The organism is Shimia sp., assembly GCF_965227725.1.
In the GTDB taxonomy this organism is placed as follows: Bacteria; Pseudomonadota; Alphaproteobacteria; order Rhodobacterales; family Rhodobacteraceae; genus Shimia.
On record NZ_CBDDGH010000006.1, the window covers coordinates 518,067 to 532,500 of the forward strand.

A 14,434-nucleotide genomic window follows, 5' to 3' on the forward strand; every position below is an offset into this window, starting at 1 on the left:
TTTGCGTCTTTGTCGATCTTTTATGACACCCACCCGGTGCGCGCTGAAGTTGGCGACAAGTACGCGTCGGCTTGAACCAACAGCGGTGTTGGCGGCGACAGAAAAAATAAAACGAGGACAATATGATTATCCGTTGGTGGCGAGCAGTGGCAGGAACTGATGACGTCTTGGAGCAATATGCTGATCACTTAAAACGAACGACGTTCGCCGAGATGGCGCAGCTTCCAGGACATTTAGGGGCTGCCCTTGCGGTCAAAGTGAACGGTCAACACAACGAACTTGTGGTTACGAGCCTTTGGTCTGACCTCGCTTCTGCGGGGCATTTCGAGAAAGGAGATTTTGATGATGCCGTGGTCAAGCCAAGCACGCAGAAACTCCTCAAATCGTTTGACTTGAAGGTCGAGTACTTCGAAACCGTTGTTGCGACGGACAATTTGGCTGAGAAAAACTGAAAGTTGAATTAGTTCAGTCGACTTTACGCACAAAGCGTGCCTTCACGTGAACTGCAGAGAACGTCTGCTCTCCGTCCACCTTTGCAGAGCCTTCCCGTCGGCGGCCAAGAATTAGCGCTTGCAGCGAATGGCAGCTTCGTCCGCGTCTCGATGGTCGGCTCTGCCAGCAGCGGAAGTGTGGTCTCGGTACAGGCCAGATTGACGCCTTTGAACGGCTGCTGCGACGACATGCGCTGTGTCGCAGCGAAGGGCGTTCCGCGAGGGCAAAATCATGCTGCATCAGCGAGAGGCCGAAATCGAAGGTCGGCAAAGTCCGGTTCATGCCAATACAGGCCGTCGGGAGTGGCGTGGCACTACCCACTTGGGCAGTGCTGCGGTCGCTGGGGCGGCAAGGCGTGCGTGATCAGGTGGCGCGCCATTGCGGTATCGCCGCGCGCATTGCCGAGCGGTTGAATCAGGCCGAGGGCGTGCGCGTTCTCAACGATGTGGTGCTGAACCAGATCATCGTTAGCTTCGGCCCCGTAGGCGCTGACGCCAAAACACGTCGCGCGGCAACACAGTCAGTAATCAACCGGATCGCCGCGCAAGGCACCATATTTGTGGGCGGGGCCCGATGGCATGACGAATGGGTCATGCGTATCTCGGTCATCTGCGCGGCAACGCAGGTGGATGGGCGCATTCGCGATTAGGCTGGCTTGAGGTCTATGCCGACCGCCCGCATCTCGCGCTGCCCCGGTTTGAACAGGCCATACGGCTCAGCCCGCTGGATCCGATGAATTTCAACAACTACGTGGGCATTGCCAGCGCACACCAGTTGAACGAGGATTACGCGCAAGCTGCCGATTTCTTCCAACGTGCGATCATCGAGCGCCCAACCGCCTACTGGATCCACCGCAACCTCGCCCCGGTCTTGCTGGCCGCGGGGCGCTACGCCGATGCGGAGCAATCCAAAGCCATCCTCTTCGCCGAATTCCCCGACCTGACCATCGAACGCTACAAACAGGCGATGGTGTTTTCTCCCGCAGCGCTTGAGCGGATATCGGTCTATCTGCGACAGTTGGGGATGGCTGAGGCATAGCCGCAGCGAATGCACCAATCCATCGCTTGAATTGTAGTCCTCCGCCCCGGCTCACATTATACGGACGCAAAAGACATATGTTCTTACAGCATTCGCCATTCACTACTCATTGCACGAACGGGTGAGAGGCGGACGAACCGTGCATTCACGGAAGTCTGTCGAAGTGCTGCTTCATCAAAGGCAACCAGGCCAGTCTCGCCTGATGCAACTGGAAAAATGGCCGCCAAAGCGATGACCCATCGCCGGATCGCCTTTCGGCTGATCCTCACGCCGCGTTCTGCGAGAAGATCCTCAACATCAGCAGTGCTAAGCGAAAAGCGATAGTAGGCCCAAACGGCATAGGCGATGATCTCGCGTAGAAAGCGAAAACCCTTCATGCGAGGCATCTTGAACGGCATATTCATACGTGAGGCCTAATCAGTTCACGACGTACAAACAAGTTGGCAATGCCAGTTACTCTGTATTGCCAACTTGTTGGCCTGATCAGGCATTGCCATCGCCACTTGCCACCGACGCGAACGTAGATTTCATCCACGTGCTAGTCGACGCTAAAAACCCTCGAATGCGTACTCTCGAAGCATCGCTTTCTCGCGGATCTGATCCCGATCCTGCGCCGACAGATCGACCTCGTTGGCCAGCTTCGGGAAGAGATCGCTTATGGCGTCAACCTGCTCTTTGATCATCGCTCGCGCCTCATCCTTCTGCACACCGAAAACGTGTGCCGACTTCATTGCCAGAACCAGCTGGGCGCGATTTTCTGCTTCGAACACGCTCATGGCCTGGTTCGCTTCATGGGCAAAGCGTGGCCGCGGATCGATATCATAGGCGGGCGTCAGACTAATGTCCTTTCCATCCCAGAATGCCGCGTGGTTCCGAGCATGGTCATCCGTGTTTCCCACTAGGATGTTGAAACACATCCGCCGGAACAGTTCTTTCACATCCTTCTCGGCCGTCCTGCTCCTCCTTCGCAATTCGATGGCCAGCTGTGGATAACTCGCATAGCGAGCCTCATGCTCCGCGAGGCCCAGTATGGTCAGCCCTGAGACCATGGCACGGCGGGTTTCACCCTTGTCAGTGGAGACCCGATCAAATCGCTCAATCAGGATGACATCCTTGCCTGAAGCGGATCTCAGCTCTACTGGAGCTACGTCGATCCCAGCTGCCTCGGCAATCTTCATAGCGATGTACTCACCTTTGACCACCGAGTGCTGGTCATTCGACGCTGAGAACTTCGCAATATACTTGGTCTTCCCATCCTGAATTTGAGCTTTCGGTCGGGCCCCGCCAATCGATGTGCCGTGGCGCAAGGCTTCATCCAGCTCCTGCGGCAGCGGGGTGCCTTTCTCTACATATTCTGCCGCATCCAGCAGCATCTCCAAAGTCACTTCGCCCTGCTGGCGCGGAACATACGTTGTCGCGGAACTCTGAAAGTCGAGAGCACCAATTCTATCGGATCCGGACTGGAGCATGAAGTTCATCTCATCAAGAGCATCCACATCCAGGCCTTTGCCCTTTCTCCCGGTGAGCCGGTTGATAATCACCCTCCGGCCCCAGAAGTCAGGGCTGCCGTCGCGAAGGCAGCCTGCAATCGTCATCGGGGCAGCTGGTGCGATAATCCCCTTCTCCAGCGGGAGGTCCGGGAGGTATATAGGTACCGCATTGGGGGTGTTGAGGTAGCTGCGGCCGTATGTGAACTCGTGAACCCCTTTTACCAGGTCCAGGCGCCCTGCGACCAAAGGCTCTGTTTCACCCGGCAGCCAAATCCAAACAAAGAGAGACTTTGCTGGCTTCAGCAGATTAGAAGTCATCATCTACCTTCCTGTTTTGCGCTTGGAACGCCCTTTGGCGTAAAACAGATTGGTATCGCCGCTCAGCCGACAAGGCGTTTGAAACATCGTTCGGTTGATCGCCCAGCAATGGCACTCCAACCACTGCGGCGATCTCAAACACAGAACCTATCCCTACTTTGGAATCCCCGTTTTCCACACGCGCAAGCAGCGGTCGGGACACACCCGCTCTAGAGGCCAGATCATTCGTCGTCATATTGCGTTCAAGCCGCGCCGAGCGGATCATCAAGCCGAGCAATTCAATTGCTTCCTTTGCCTCACGCGAGACGGTTTTCTTGCGCTGGCTCATGTCTCTTTACCTCAATATGCCGTTCATCTGAAGTATTGAAATACAAATATTTCCATATGCCTTACAATGCAACATATGCATTACATCATAGTTCTTTCTTCTCGTCCGCGATCCGAAAAAACAGGTTCAGCAATTTGGCTACGGCCTGAGCGCCCTGTGCGCTTCTCAAACTGCATGCAGTTTGTGCAAATAGGAGTGCACCATCCACCGACGCTTCGGATCCGGCAAGGTTGGGCACATCGACGACAGGTCTTGCCGGATTGCTGGCTCATCCTCACACATTGTACCAGAGAAATGGTGTTCCATCGTTCTGATACCATCAGCCCAATCCACAAAACTGTCATCGAAGTTGCTGTGGTCGATCATCGTCTTACTCTCCAAAATTGACCTTTGGCCAAACGAGCTGCGGCTTGCCGAACTCTACGTCCGCCACCGATAGATTTGTGCAACGTCATGTTGGTTGCAGGACCCGCCGGCCCAACTTATGTCCGCTCCCGATTTCGTCATAACGCTGGCGCCACCTGCCCCTTGCGGCGGAGAAGCGTTTTCTAGGGTCCGCTTGCGGCACCCTAGAAACAGGCATGGGTTGGAATATGCGCGAAGCGTGTATTACAACCCGTTAGCCTGCGTAGCCGTTTTTGTTTGCTTCGGAGCAGTAGATGATAAATCTGCGGCATCGCCAAAAAGCTCTCAAAAGGGCGTTGCCCTCTGCGAGTGATACCCGCATTCACCCACGGTTTTTTCAGCAAATAGATGTTTGGCAGGATCGCTCTGAGTAGCCCAACTCCAAACACGCAGTTGGTGCCTACCGCGCATTGGCTGCTCCATTCGTTGCGCACATCCGCCCTATCTCCCTTCCTTCTCAAGCACCGAGATTTCTTCTTTCAATTGGGCAATCTTTTGGGACCGCAGGTGGTCATCAAGCAGTTTCAAGAACATCTGCCTCTTCGCACCTTTTTTCATGCCAAACTGTGCGGCAGCGAGTTGATTGAATTGATCCGCCTGTTCAGAGGAAACTCGGAAGTAGAAAGAGACCGAGTCCTCTTGGTCATTGTCTGACATCACGGCTCTCCCCAAAGAGAAGCGAGGTAATGTGCATTGCGAGCAGTACATGGATGACAGCCAATTTTGCTACGCCCCCCCACATCGCGCGGTCTGCTAGGCTGGCGTTATACGCCCTAAACATCGCCTCGTTCCCTCTGCGCCAACGCTGCAACTTTCTCAACGAGGCTCCACACGCTGCTACGGCGCTCATGACCAGAGATCATTCCTTGGGTATCTGATGATGGAATTCCAAGTGGTTCGTAACCCCGCTCGACGGTCCGAACCTCGTAGTTGGAGATATCAGCCAGGTTCGAGACATTAGCGGCCGATGCCTTAGCGATCACTCGATCACCAACGGAAACTGTAATTATCAGCATAGATTTTTCCTACAAGAAGTATGGTAGGAACGGAGGGAATCGAACCCTCGGATCAACGGTAATCTGCCGCAAAGGGGGTATAAGGCCCTCACCCGCACCAGCGCGCTCCCAACTAACGAATTGCGTTAGCCGGATATTCGAGCGCTAAAAATTGTGATGCGATTTGGTGTAATCATACGCGCTACTAATCTCAGCCGGCTCTCGTAGTCAAGCCCTTAAGAAAACGCAAAAAACTCAACACGAAGCAAGATAGAGCTTGGGGTCGATGCAACTTCGGCCAGATAGCCAAATCCGCTACTCAGCTTTCTGAGACTTCCCCTCTGCTGGATAGGCACGTTCAATTTTCTTTGTGAAATCGGAAAGACTGAGCCCCAGCCCACTACAAATTTGACCGATTGTTTCCAGCTTTGGCTGATACCGGTTTGTTTCAAGGTAAGAGATATACCGCGCGCTCAATCTTGCACGCTGCGCCAATTCTTCCTGTGTTAAGTTTTGCGAAGTTCTTTCGGCTTTTAGAGCCTTCGCAAAAGCCTCCAAAAGAACCTGTGTCTCTAGTTCCGTCATGCACGGAACATTCACTTAGACCTTCGCTTCGTCCACGAAGTACTCTATGAATCTCGCAGAGTTTTCCGTATGCGCATCCGAAACATCTGGAGAAACAAATGACCGATTCGCATCACTCAGGAGAACTATTGAATCACCTCGAAGATCAGCTCGAAGCTTTGGCTGAGCGTGTCGAGACCAAGATTTTGCAAAGGCTAAAAAGCCAGCAGTCTTCGCCGGGGCTTTTTGTAAAGCCGTTGGCAGCATCACATAGACCAGCGGTTAGAGGCCGTCCGCGCTCAAAATACCAAACCCAATTACACATACGAGTGCTAGAGGGTGACAAGGCTTGGTTTCTGCAAACTGCACACGCACATGATGTCCAAAGTGGGAAGTTTTTCTCTCACTTGCGCGCTTTGCACGAGCAGTATGAAAACTCGACCCAAACCCGAGAAGGAGAATGAGTTGCCCCCTGGCTCAGACAGCCCAATTCAAGCGACCTTAGGGGCAGGACCCATTGATTTCCGTTTAGCGTCATGATTCACGTTGCGTAAAACGAGCGGTGAACATGTCAGATCTTTTTTGGTTGTTCGCCGCAAATTGCATGATGTTACCCAGTCCAGCATTGCACCGATCGCGCAGGAGGGCTTGGCGCACATTCAGGCGCTCTATCGTATTGAAAAAGACCTGCGAGGCCGAACCGCAGACCAACGCCATGCTGCTCGGCAGGCGCGCTCAAAACCTGTCATCGACACCATCGACCTTTGGCTTGCCCAAAGTCGTGCCCGGGTCTCGTCCAAATCCTCAACCGGAGAGGCCCTGAAATACATTGCAAAATACTGGGATGGGCTGATCCTGTTCCTCAGTGACGGCCGCATCGCAATCGACAACAACACCGTCGGACGCACCATCCGTCCTATCGCCCTGAACCGCAAAAACGCGCTCTTCGCCGGACGCGACGCTGGCGCACAGAACTGGGCCGTCATCGCGTCACTGATCGAGACCTGCAAACTCAACGGTATCGAGCCACACGCATATCCGAGCCCACCGCACAAAGCGGTTATAGCAGGTGGTGTAAGGACCATAGCGCTCGGGAATGTCGGCCCAAGGGGTACCCGTCCTGAGGCGCCAGTAAATGCCGTTCAAAACCCGCCGATCATCGACCACTCGAAATCGGTCAGCTCGTAGCGACGCTGGGCCATGCTGCTCTCCTCTTTTCAAGGAGTGAATCAGCTATCCTCAAACCACGCTAGTCGTTTATGAGTGTGTGACCTAGTCTGTCGGCCTTCCCACGGTTTTTCCGCGAAAAGATGAGGGATGTATTCGTCCAATTTTAGTATACCTCACGGTATACTAAAATTACTGGCACGCGAGTGGGTTGACGGTGCGGGCGTCGCCGGAACAGTGGTCCAGCCCAAAGCCACTTGCGGTTGCCGGGATGAGGCCGATGGGCCGAAGGCGACGGCGGCACTGTCAAAGAACTGAATGGCTCCCACGGTGCCGGAGATGCGCGTAAAGACCCCCTCGACCGGTGACGGGGTTTTTCGCGTGCCTACGGGGACAGATCGGCACGATCTGCGCCTGGGATCAGCTCTGACCCCGAGCGGATCTAGATACACCAAACTGAACCAGAATGGTGTTTTTGTGGAAAAGCTAGACTTCTCTATTGGGGGGGCCGGCTTTTTGTAATTTGCAAACAAAGGCAGGCTGCGTAGCCAGCCTGATGTGAGAACTTGAGTAGGCTACTCAATGACGTACATGAAAGGCTTAGAGGTCTTGCCTGTAAATTTGTCTGCGGACAGCGAAGGCGACATTATTAAAGCTGAGATTAAGCTGTCCAAAAGCTCATTGATGATGATCGGTGAGATCGAGCTGGTTGGTCAAGAGATCATTGCGAAAAGTGTCAGTACCCACGGAGAAGGTGGCCTTTGGACTAATCGCATTGGCAGCATCGGTCTTCGTCGCATTATCCAAGGCGTCTTGGCGCTTGAGGAGTTTCGTGATGTCGAAGCAATTGTCATTGAAGGATCTAAAAGGACGACTGGAGCAAATCCCGGCCGCACCCCAAAACCTGTCCGGTTCGAAAGAACACGTCGTAATTTGCGGTTTTGAAAAACATGCAAACGCTTACTTGGCAATCAAACTGTTGCACAAAAACGGTCTTACGCTGAGAAAGTCAAAGAACCTGATCGATGCCATTGTAGCTGGATCTCAAGAAGAAGCGTTCATTTTGCCAAGAGTCGAAGACCCAAATGAGCTTCAATCCGAGCTGTCGAAACTTGGCTTTCATGTTCGCATAGTAACGCCCGGAAGGAACGTATCGGTTCGGAGAATTAGAGAGAAGCTTGGCCTAACTCAGGAGCAGTTTGCAGTGCTATACAGAGTGGAACTGCGGTCGCTTCAGAACTATGAGGCCAATGAAGCTTCAGGTGGCCACAGAAAGCCGGCAGGCTTAACAGCTGAGTACTTCTCAATGATTGAGCGTTATCCAGACGCAATGAAACGCTTTGCAATCAGCTCACCATCTCGAGAAGAGGTCTTCGATTGAAAAACGCCCGCACGATTGCGGGCGTTTGGATGGCTATCAGGCTCGTCTATGTTGTAGTGGTTCCTATGTGATCTGACAGATGGCCGTTTTTCTGGCGACGTCTGTCAGGTGAAGTTCAGCTCAGGAACTGTTCCCGCCAGATTTCTTTCCCGTCGAACATAGTTTCGATGGGCGTTCTGCCGCAACACATTTTGCCCTGATGCGTGCGCTCGTGATTGTAATGGTGCAGCCATTCATCCAGATCGACCTGTAGCGCGTCGATGCTGTCATAAAGCTTCTTGCGGAAGGCGATCTGATAGAACTCCTACAGGATCGTCTTATGGAACCGCTCACAAATCCCGTTCATTTGCGGTGATTTCACCTTGGTTTTTGTATGATCGATATCGTTGATTGCCAGGAACAGCTGGAAGTCGTGTTTGTCGACACGCCCGCAGTATTCCGTGCCCCGGTCGGTCATAATCCGCAGCACCGGCAGGTCATGCTCATCATGGAACGCCAGCACCCGGTCATTGAGCAAATCGGCGGCGGTGATCGGCGTCTTGGTGGCGTAGAGCTTAGCATGCGCCACCTTGCAATAGGTGTCGACATAGAACGTGTCCTGGCTGCCCAGACAGCCCGGATGGGCCGTCTCGATCTCACCGCAGGCGTTCGTCGGGAAGGCGGTTTAGCTTGTCATTTTGTGTCCGCCCAGCTTTCTGTCACGGCCTTCGAATGAGCGCCTTCGGATCCCATTGATCGCGGAAAAACATCAGACCAACCGGTCAATGCTAAGAAAAATGCAACAACAAACTCAGACAGATCTGATGTTTGTCAAGACGGTCCGGGCAGCCCTAAGTGTCCATTTTAGCGAAGTGGACACTTAGATCACCGAGCAACGACGCGCGAGGTCGGGGCCTTATCAACTACTTCAACCGGCAGAAAACGGGCAGCATCGGCCTCATCCGGTGCTACCTGATACCGCTCGTCCCAAATCTCAATACTATCCACTTTCTGCTAACTGGACAGTATCTGGTCATAGCGACCTACGGCAGAGCGGGGAGACCGGACGGTTACTGATGGTTTGGTTCGCACCACCAGCAAAACGGACAACCATCATCTCACTCAAGAGATGTGCCGCCGCCGTTTCAGCTTGCTGACAAGGGGGCGGTGTCAGATCACATCGAGACTAATTCACATTATAGATTTGTAATATCGGAGGCTTCATTACAGCAGATTACACTGCAAATTCTCGCTCCGTAGCTCTTAGAGTTTTTTCTGAAGCCATATTTTATTGGGCTTTTGGTGGCGCATCAAAATCAAATGCCTGAATCAGTAAGATTTGTAGGTAATGTAATTTTACAGGCCTTACACAACAGTTGGACCAAATCGGTTTATGGTGCATTCGCCCAATCAAGCCTTTGGCTGTGACCGGCAAGGATGCGACGCAATCAAAGGTTGTTGTTTTTCAACGGCTTGCATATTTCACCTGACTGATATACGAAGTGACCATCTTAACCTGAGGCTCACTTGCCACTAAAAACGAAGCATTCACTTCGCCCCGTTTGTTCCTACTTTGTAGATACCTCTGAGATCCGATTTAGGCGGCCAGCTCCGCAGCCCTCGCAGATCCTTTTGCAAAGGATATCTCGATCTCAGCCGGAGGGTTCAAAATGACTCCTCCAAATCAAAACCACATCGCATCGGCAGTACCGCAACGCGATCAGGCTGCCTTGACGCAGCTCGCTCGACTGCTCGGCAAACAAGCCGCGAGACAGTCCTTCGCGGATCAAATGCATCGTACTCACCTGCCCTAACCGCAAAAAACTGTTGCGGGCGCCCCATCGAGCCCTCTAGCTCTTAGGGCGCCCATTTTTACGACCTCTTTTCAGGAGCCTTTCTTAATGCGCGCCGCCATTTACGCCCGTTATTCCACCGACCTTCAGACCGACGCCTCCATTGAGGATCAGCACCGCCTCTGTGCCCGCTTGATTGCAGGCAACAGCTGGCGCGAAGCTGAGACCTACGCGGATCGCGGTTTGAGCGGGGCTTCGCACCTGCGCCCTGCCTACCAGCGCCTGTTTGAGGATGCCCGCCACAACGTCTTTGACGTGGTTGTCGCCGAGGGTCTCGATCGTATCAGCCGCGACCAGGAACACATCGCGGCCTTTTTCAAACAGATGCGGTTTCAGGGCATTCCGATTGTCACCGTGGCCGAGGGCGAGATCAGTGAGCTGCACATCGGTCTCAAAGGCACCATGAGCAGCCTCTTTCTCAAAGACCTCGCCCAGAAGACCCATCGCGGCCTAGAGGGCCGTGTGCGCAAAGGCAAATCCGCTGGCGGCGTTACTTACGGCTATGACGTAGTGCGTACACTGCAAACCGATGGCACGATGACCACTGGCGAACGCACCATCAACGAAGAGCAGGCTGGAATCGTCCGCACCATTTACAAAGACTATGCTAACGGAATCAGCCCCCGTGCCATCGCAGCCGCCCTGAACGGTGACAGTGTCGCAGGGCCTCGCGGCGCTGGATGGGGTGCTTCTACCATCCACGGCAACCACAAGCGCGGCACAGGTATTCTCAATAATGAACTCTACATTGGCCGCCTCGTCTGGAACCGCCAACGGTTCATCAAGGACCCGAGCAATGGCAAACGTCAGGCCAAGCTCAATCCGCCAGAAGACTGGGTCGTTGAGGAAGTGCCGCATCTACAGATCGTAGATCAAGACCTGTGGGACGCAGTCAAAGCGCGCCAAAAGGCGTCACGCAACGCCGTGATTGCGGAAGGTCTCAACCGTCCGGAGCGCGCCAAACGGCCTAAGCACTTGTTTTCAGGTCTCTTGAAGTGCGGATGTTGCAGCGGCGGCTACACCATTGTGGGCAAAACCAACTACGGCTGCGCCAATACTCGGAACAAGGGCACCTGTGACAACCGCAAGACCATCAGCCGCAATGAGCTTGAAGCGCGGGTGTTGGCCGGCCTCAAAGATCGACTGCTCCACCCTGACCTGATTGCAGAGTTCGTCAAAGCATATCAGGAAGAACACAACCGCCTCACAGCCCTGAGTTCGGTTGATGAAGCCAAAACCAAACGTGACCTGGCGCAGGTCATTCGCCAGATTGACCGCATCGTGGACGCCATTGCCGAGGGGATGTTTCACGAGAGCATGAAGGCTAAGATGGACGACCTGGAGGCGCGCAAGCGCGACCTTGAAGCTGAGTTGGCTAGTGCTGAGCCGCCAGCCCCCGTTATGCTGCACCCCAACCTCTCCGAGGTGTATCGCGACAAGGTCGCTAACCTGACCAGGGCACTGAACGATCCGGCAACCAAAGCTGAAGCGACAACGATCATGCGGTCCCTGCTTGAGAGCATTCGCCTTATGCCCAACGCTGATGGGAGTTTGGCCATTGAATTGATTGGAGAATTGGCTGGCTTGCTGAGTTTGGGGGTGTCTCAAAACGAACAAAGCCGCCCTGCGGCGGCTTCGTGTTCGAGAGTACTGGTTGCGGGAGTAGGATTTGAACCTACGACCTTCAGGTTATGAGCCTGACGAGCTACCGGGCTGCTCCATCCCGCGACGCTTTTGATCTTGGGCCATTTTTGGCTTTGAGATCTGTCGCCCTTCAGGACGTTTTTGTTGTTCTGAAGGTATTCTTTGTATCGTTTTGAGAGATGTTTTTTTTGAGCTATTTTCTAGGTTTGGCGATGACCTACTCTCCCACAGCTTAAGCAGCAGTACCATCGGCGCTACGGTGCTTAACGGCCGGGTTCGGGATGGGACCGGGTGTTTCACTCGCGCTATGATCACCAAACCGAGGAAATAGCTCGGTTTATGTGTTGTCCAAGTCAGTATACTGATTGTTGTGTATGCTTTTGTGTCCGTAAAAGTCTTTCTTTTACTGGATCAAATCAAGCCTATCGGACCATTAGTACCGGTCAACTGAATGCATTGCTGCACTTACATCTCCGGCCTATCGACGAGGTGGTCTACCTCGGTCCTCAGGGATACCTTGTTTTGAGGGGGGCTTCCCGCTTAGATGCCTTCAGCGGTTATCCTGTCCGATCATAGCTACCCTGCACTGCTGCTGGCGCAACAACAGGTCCACCAGTGGATCGTTCACCCCGGTCCTCTCGTACTAGGGGCAACTCCTCTCAAGTATCCTACACCCACGGCAGATAGGGACCGAACTGTCTCACGACGTTCTAAACCCAGCTCACGTACCTCTTTAAACGGCGAACAGCCGTACCCTTGGGACCTGCTCCAGCCCCAGGATGAGATGAGCCGACATCGAGGTGCCAAACACTGCCGTCGATATGGACTCTTGGGCAGTATCAGCCTGTTATCCCCGGCGTACCTTTTATCCGTTGAGCGATGGCCCTTCCACTCGGGACCACCGGATCACTATGGCCGTCTTTCGACTCTGCTCGACTTGTCAGTCTCGCAGTCAGGCTGGCTTCTGCCATTGCACTCAACGAGCGATTTCCGACCGCTCTGAGCCAACCTTCGCGCGCCTCCGTTACGCTTTAGGAGGCGACCGCCCCAGTCAAACTACCCGCCACACAGGGTCCCGGATCCGGATAACGGACCGCGGTTAGACATCAAGCAATGCAAGGGTGGTATCTCAAGGGAGGCTCCACCAAAACTGGCGTTCTGGTTTCAAAGCCCACCACCTATCCTGCACATGCATGGCCTGATGCCAGTGTGAAGCTGTAGTAAAGGTGCACGGGGTCTTTCCGTCTAACCGCGGGAAGCCTGCATCTTGACAGGCAATTCAATTTCGCTGAGTCGATGTTGGAGACAGCGGGGAAGTCGTTACGCCATTCGTGCAGGTCGGAACTTACCCGACAAGGAATTTCGCTACCTTAGGACCGTTATAGTTACGGCCGCCGTTTACCTGGGCTTCAATTCGGAGCTCTCACCCCTCCTTTTAACCTTCAGGCACCGGGCAGGCGTCAGACCCTATACGTCGTCTTGCGACTTCGCAGAGCCCTGTGTTTTTAGTAAACAGTCGCCACCCCCTGGTTTGTGCCCCCAGCCAATACTTGCGTAGAAACTGGGCCTCCTTCTCGCGAACTTACGGAGGTATTTTGCCGAGTTCCTTCAACATCGTTCTCTCAAGCGCCTTGGTATGCTCTACCAGTCCACCTGTGTTGGTTTAGGGTACGGTCTCATGGAGGGCTATTTCCAGGAACCAATCAGCGGCCCGCCCAATCCGATAAGGGCGAACAACCTTCATGATCCGTCACATCCTCCTGGCCTAGGAATATTAACCTAGTTCCCATCGGCTACGCCTTTCGGCCTCGCCTTAGGGGCCGGCTTACCCTGCTCAGATTAGCTTTAAGCAGGAACCCTTGGACTTTCGGCGAGAGTGTCTCTCACACTCTTTGTCGCTACTCATGTCATCATTCTCACTAGTGATCTCTCCACCGGATGGCTCACGCCCCGGCTTCATCGAAAGCTCCATATCCTGCGCTATATCCCGGAGGATATAGAAGAGGATTGGAACTATGTCACACTACGCTCTGCTACCGATGCTTACGCATCCCTAGACTTCGGCTCATGGCTTGAGCCCCGTTACATCTTCGCCGCAGGACAACTTATTTAGACCAGTGAGCTGTTACGCTATCTTTAAAGGATGGCTGCTTCTAAGCCAACCTCCTGGTTGTTTTGGTCGTCCCACCTGCTTTCCCACTTAGCCATGAATTAGGGGCCTTAGTCGTAGGTCAGGGTTGTTTCCCTCTCCACTACGGACGTTAGCATCCGCAGTGTGTCTGCCATCTAGTACTCCCGGGTATTCGGAGTTTGGTTAGGATCAGTAAGCCTGTGGGGCCCCATTACCCATCCAGTGCTCTACCCCCCGGGGTATTCGGATGACGCTCTACCTAAATAGATTTCGCAGAGAACCAGCTATCTCCGAGTTTGATTGGCCTTTCACCCCTAGGCACAGCTCATCCCGATCTTTTTCAACAGATGTGGGTTCGGTCCTCCAGTGCGTGTTACCGCACCTTCAACCTGGCCATGCCTAGATCACTCGGTTTCGGGTCTGATCCATCTAACTCATGCGCCCTATTAAGACTCGCTTTCGCTGCGCCTACACCTAACGGCTTAAGCTTGCTAGATAGACCAAGTCGATGACCCATTATACAAAAGGTACGCTGTCAGCCCTCAAGGGGCCTCCAACTGATTGTAGGCGTTCGGTTTCAGGTACTGTTTCACTCCCCTCGTCGGGGTGCTTTTCACCTTTCCCTCACGGTACTGGTTCGCTATCGGTC

The 14,434-nt window shown here is 53.8% G+C and carries 11 protein-coding genes, 1 tRNA gene, 2 rRNA genes and 4 pseudogenes (1 of these 18 running past the window's edge); 8 read left to right on the plus strand and 10 right to left on the minus strand.

The genetic code is table 11. From position 1 onward, the window contains the following. Positions 1-122: 122 nt before the first annotated feature. The 3 genes from ACO07T_RS20095 to ACO07T_RS20105 all read left to right on the plus strand — a co-directional run bounded on the left by ACO07T_RS20095 (position 123) and on the right by ACO07T_RS20105 (position 1,530). Positions 123-452, plus strand: a complete 330-nt coding sequence (locus ACO07T_RS20095) for a hypothetical protein (RefSeq protein WP_422050884.1) — start codon at positions 123-125, stop codon at positions 450-452. A 347-nt stretch (positions 453-799) separates the two neighbouring features. Further along, positions 800-1,141, plus strand: a complete 342-nt coding sequence (locus tag ACO07T_RS20100; RefSeq protein WP_422050885.1) for a hypothetical protein — start codon at positions 800-802, stop codon at positions 1,139-1,141. Continuing rightward, the gene (locus ACO07T_RS20105) at positions 1,078-1,530 is read left to right on the plus strand and encodes a tetratricopeptide repeat protein (RefSeq protein WP_422050886.1); all 453 of its coding nucleotides are present in this window, start codon (positions 1,078-1,080) and stop codon (positions 1,528-1,530) included. The genes ACO07T_RS20100 and ACO07T_RS20105 overlap by 64 nt, the downstream gene beginning before the upstream one ends. 183 nt (positions 1,531-1,713) lie before the next feature. Here ACO07T_RS20105 and ACO07T_RS20110 read toward each other — a convergent pair. From ACO07T_RS20110 to ACO07T_RS20130, 5 genes and pseudogenes are all read right to left on the minus strand, one after another. Further along, a pseudogene (locus tag ACO07T_RS20110) lies at positions 1,714-1,934 on the minus strand (IS6 family transposase); the annotation flags it as partial. 144 nt (positions 1,935-2,078) lie between these two features. Then, positions 2,079-3,338, minus strand: a complete 1,260-nt coding sequence (locus tag ACO07T_RS20115; protein ID WP_422050887.1) for a type II toxin-antitoxin system HipA family toxin — start codon at positions 3,336-3,338, stop codon at positions 2,079-2,081. Beyond that, positions 3,328-3,666, minus strand: coding sequence for a helix-turn-helix transcriptional regulator (locus ACO07T_RS20120; RefSeq protein WP_422050888.1), 339 nt, complete (start codon positions 3,664-3,666; stop codon positions 3,328-3,330). The genes ACO07T_RS20115 and ACO07T_RS20120 overlap by 11 nt, the downstream gene beginning before the upstream one ends. 846 nt (positions 3,667-4,512) lie before the next feature. After that, on the minus strand, positions 4,513-4,728 hold the full coding sequence (locus ACO07T_RS20125) for a hypothetical protein (protein WP_422050889.1): 216 nt from the start codon (positions 4,726-4,728) through the stop codon (positions 4,513-4,515). 653 nt (positions 4,729-5,381) lie between these two features. Continuing rightward, the gene (locus ACO07T_RS20130) at positions 5,382-5,651 is read right to left on the minus strand and encodes a helix-turn-helix domain-containing protein (protein ID WP_422050891.1); all 270 of its coding nucleotides are present in this window, start codon (positions 5,649-5,651) and stop codon (positions 5,382-5,384) included. Between the two features lie 98 nt (positions 5,652-5,749). Here ACO07T_RS20130 and ACO07T_RS20135 point away from each other — a divergent pair, with 98 nt between their 5' ends. Together ACO07T_RS20135 and ACO07T_RS20140 are read left to right on the plus strand one after the other, a co-directional pair. Beyond that, positions 5,750-6,094 carry a hypothetical protein gene (locus ACO07T_RS20135; RefSeq protein WP_422050892.1) on the plus strand — a complete coding sequence of 115 codons (345 nt, stop codon included), beginning with the start codon at positions 5,750-5,752 and terminating at the stop codon, positions 6,092-6,094. Positions 6,095-6,221: 127 nt separating this feature from the next. Further along, a pseudogene (locus ACO07T_RS20140) lies at positions 6,222-6,701 on the plus strand (IS66 family transposase); the annotation flags it as partial. On the opposite strand, the pseudogene ACO07T_RS20145 reads toward ACO07T_RS20140, so the two are convergent. Further along, a pseudogene (locus ACO07T_RS20145) lies at positions 6,657-6,832 on the minus strand (transposase); the annotation flags it as partial. The pseudogenes ACO07T_RS20140 and ACO07T_RS20145 sit on opposite strands and share 45 nt — an antisense overlap. Positions 6,833-7,379: 547 nt before the next feature. Here ACO07T_RS20145 and ACO07T_RS20150 point away from each other — a divergent pair. Together ACO07T_RS20150 and ACO07T_RS20155 are read left to right on the plus strand one after the other, a co-directional pair. Beyond that, a complete protein-coding gene (locus ACO07T_RS20150; protein ID WP_422050893.1) occupies positions 7,380-7,742 on the plus strand; it encodes a hypothetical protein in 363 nt (120 codons plus the stop codon). After that, a complete protein-coding gene (locus tag ACO07T_RS20155) occupies positions 7,633-8,178 on the plus strand; it encodes a helix-turn-helix domain-containing protein (protein ID WP_422050894.1) in 546 nt (181 codons plus the stop codon). Before ACO07T_RS20150 ends, ACO07T_RS20155 begins: the two co-directional genes overlap by 110 nt. A 115-nt stretch (positions 8,179-8,293) precedes the next feature. Here the strand turns inward: ACO07T_RS20155 and ACO07T_RS20160 are convergent. Next, positions 8,294-8,824: pseudogene (locus tag ACO07T_RS20160) on the minus strand (integrase core domain-containing protein); the annotation flags it as partial. A 1,234-nt stretch (positions 8,825-10,058) separates the two neighbouring features. Between ACO07T_RS20160 and ACO07T_RS20165 the strand changes: the two are divergent. Beyond that, complete coding sequence (locus ACO07T_RS20165) at positions 10,059-11,705, plus strand: recombinase family protein (RefSeq protein WP_422051056.1); 1,647 nt, start codon at positions 10,059-10,061, stop codon at positions 11,703-11,705. Here the strand turns inward: ACO07T_RS20165 and ACO07T_RS20170 are convergent. The 3 genes from ACO07T_RS20170 to ACO07T_RS20180 form a co-directional block, all read right to left on the minus strand. Next, positions 11,662-11,738: transfer RNA gene (locus ACO07T_RS20170), tRNA-Met, on the minus strand. The genes ACO07T_RS20165 and ACO07T_RS20170 overlap by 44 nt on opposite strands. A 120-nt stretch (positions 11,739-11,858) precedes the next feature. Continuing rightward, positions 11,859-11,973, minus strand: a 5S ribosomal RNA gene (gene rrf / locus ACO07T_RS20175). 93 nt (positions 11,974-12,066) lie between these two features. After that, positions 12,067-14,434, minus strand: a 23S ribosomal RNA gene (locus tag ACO07T_RS20180) (it continues 461 nt past the right edge of the window).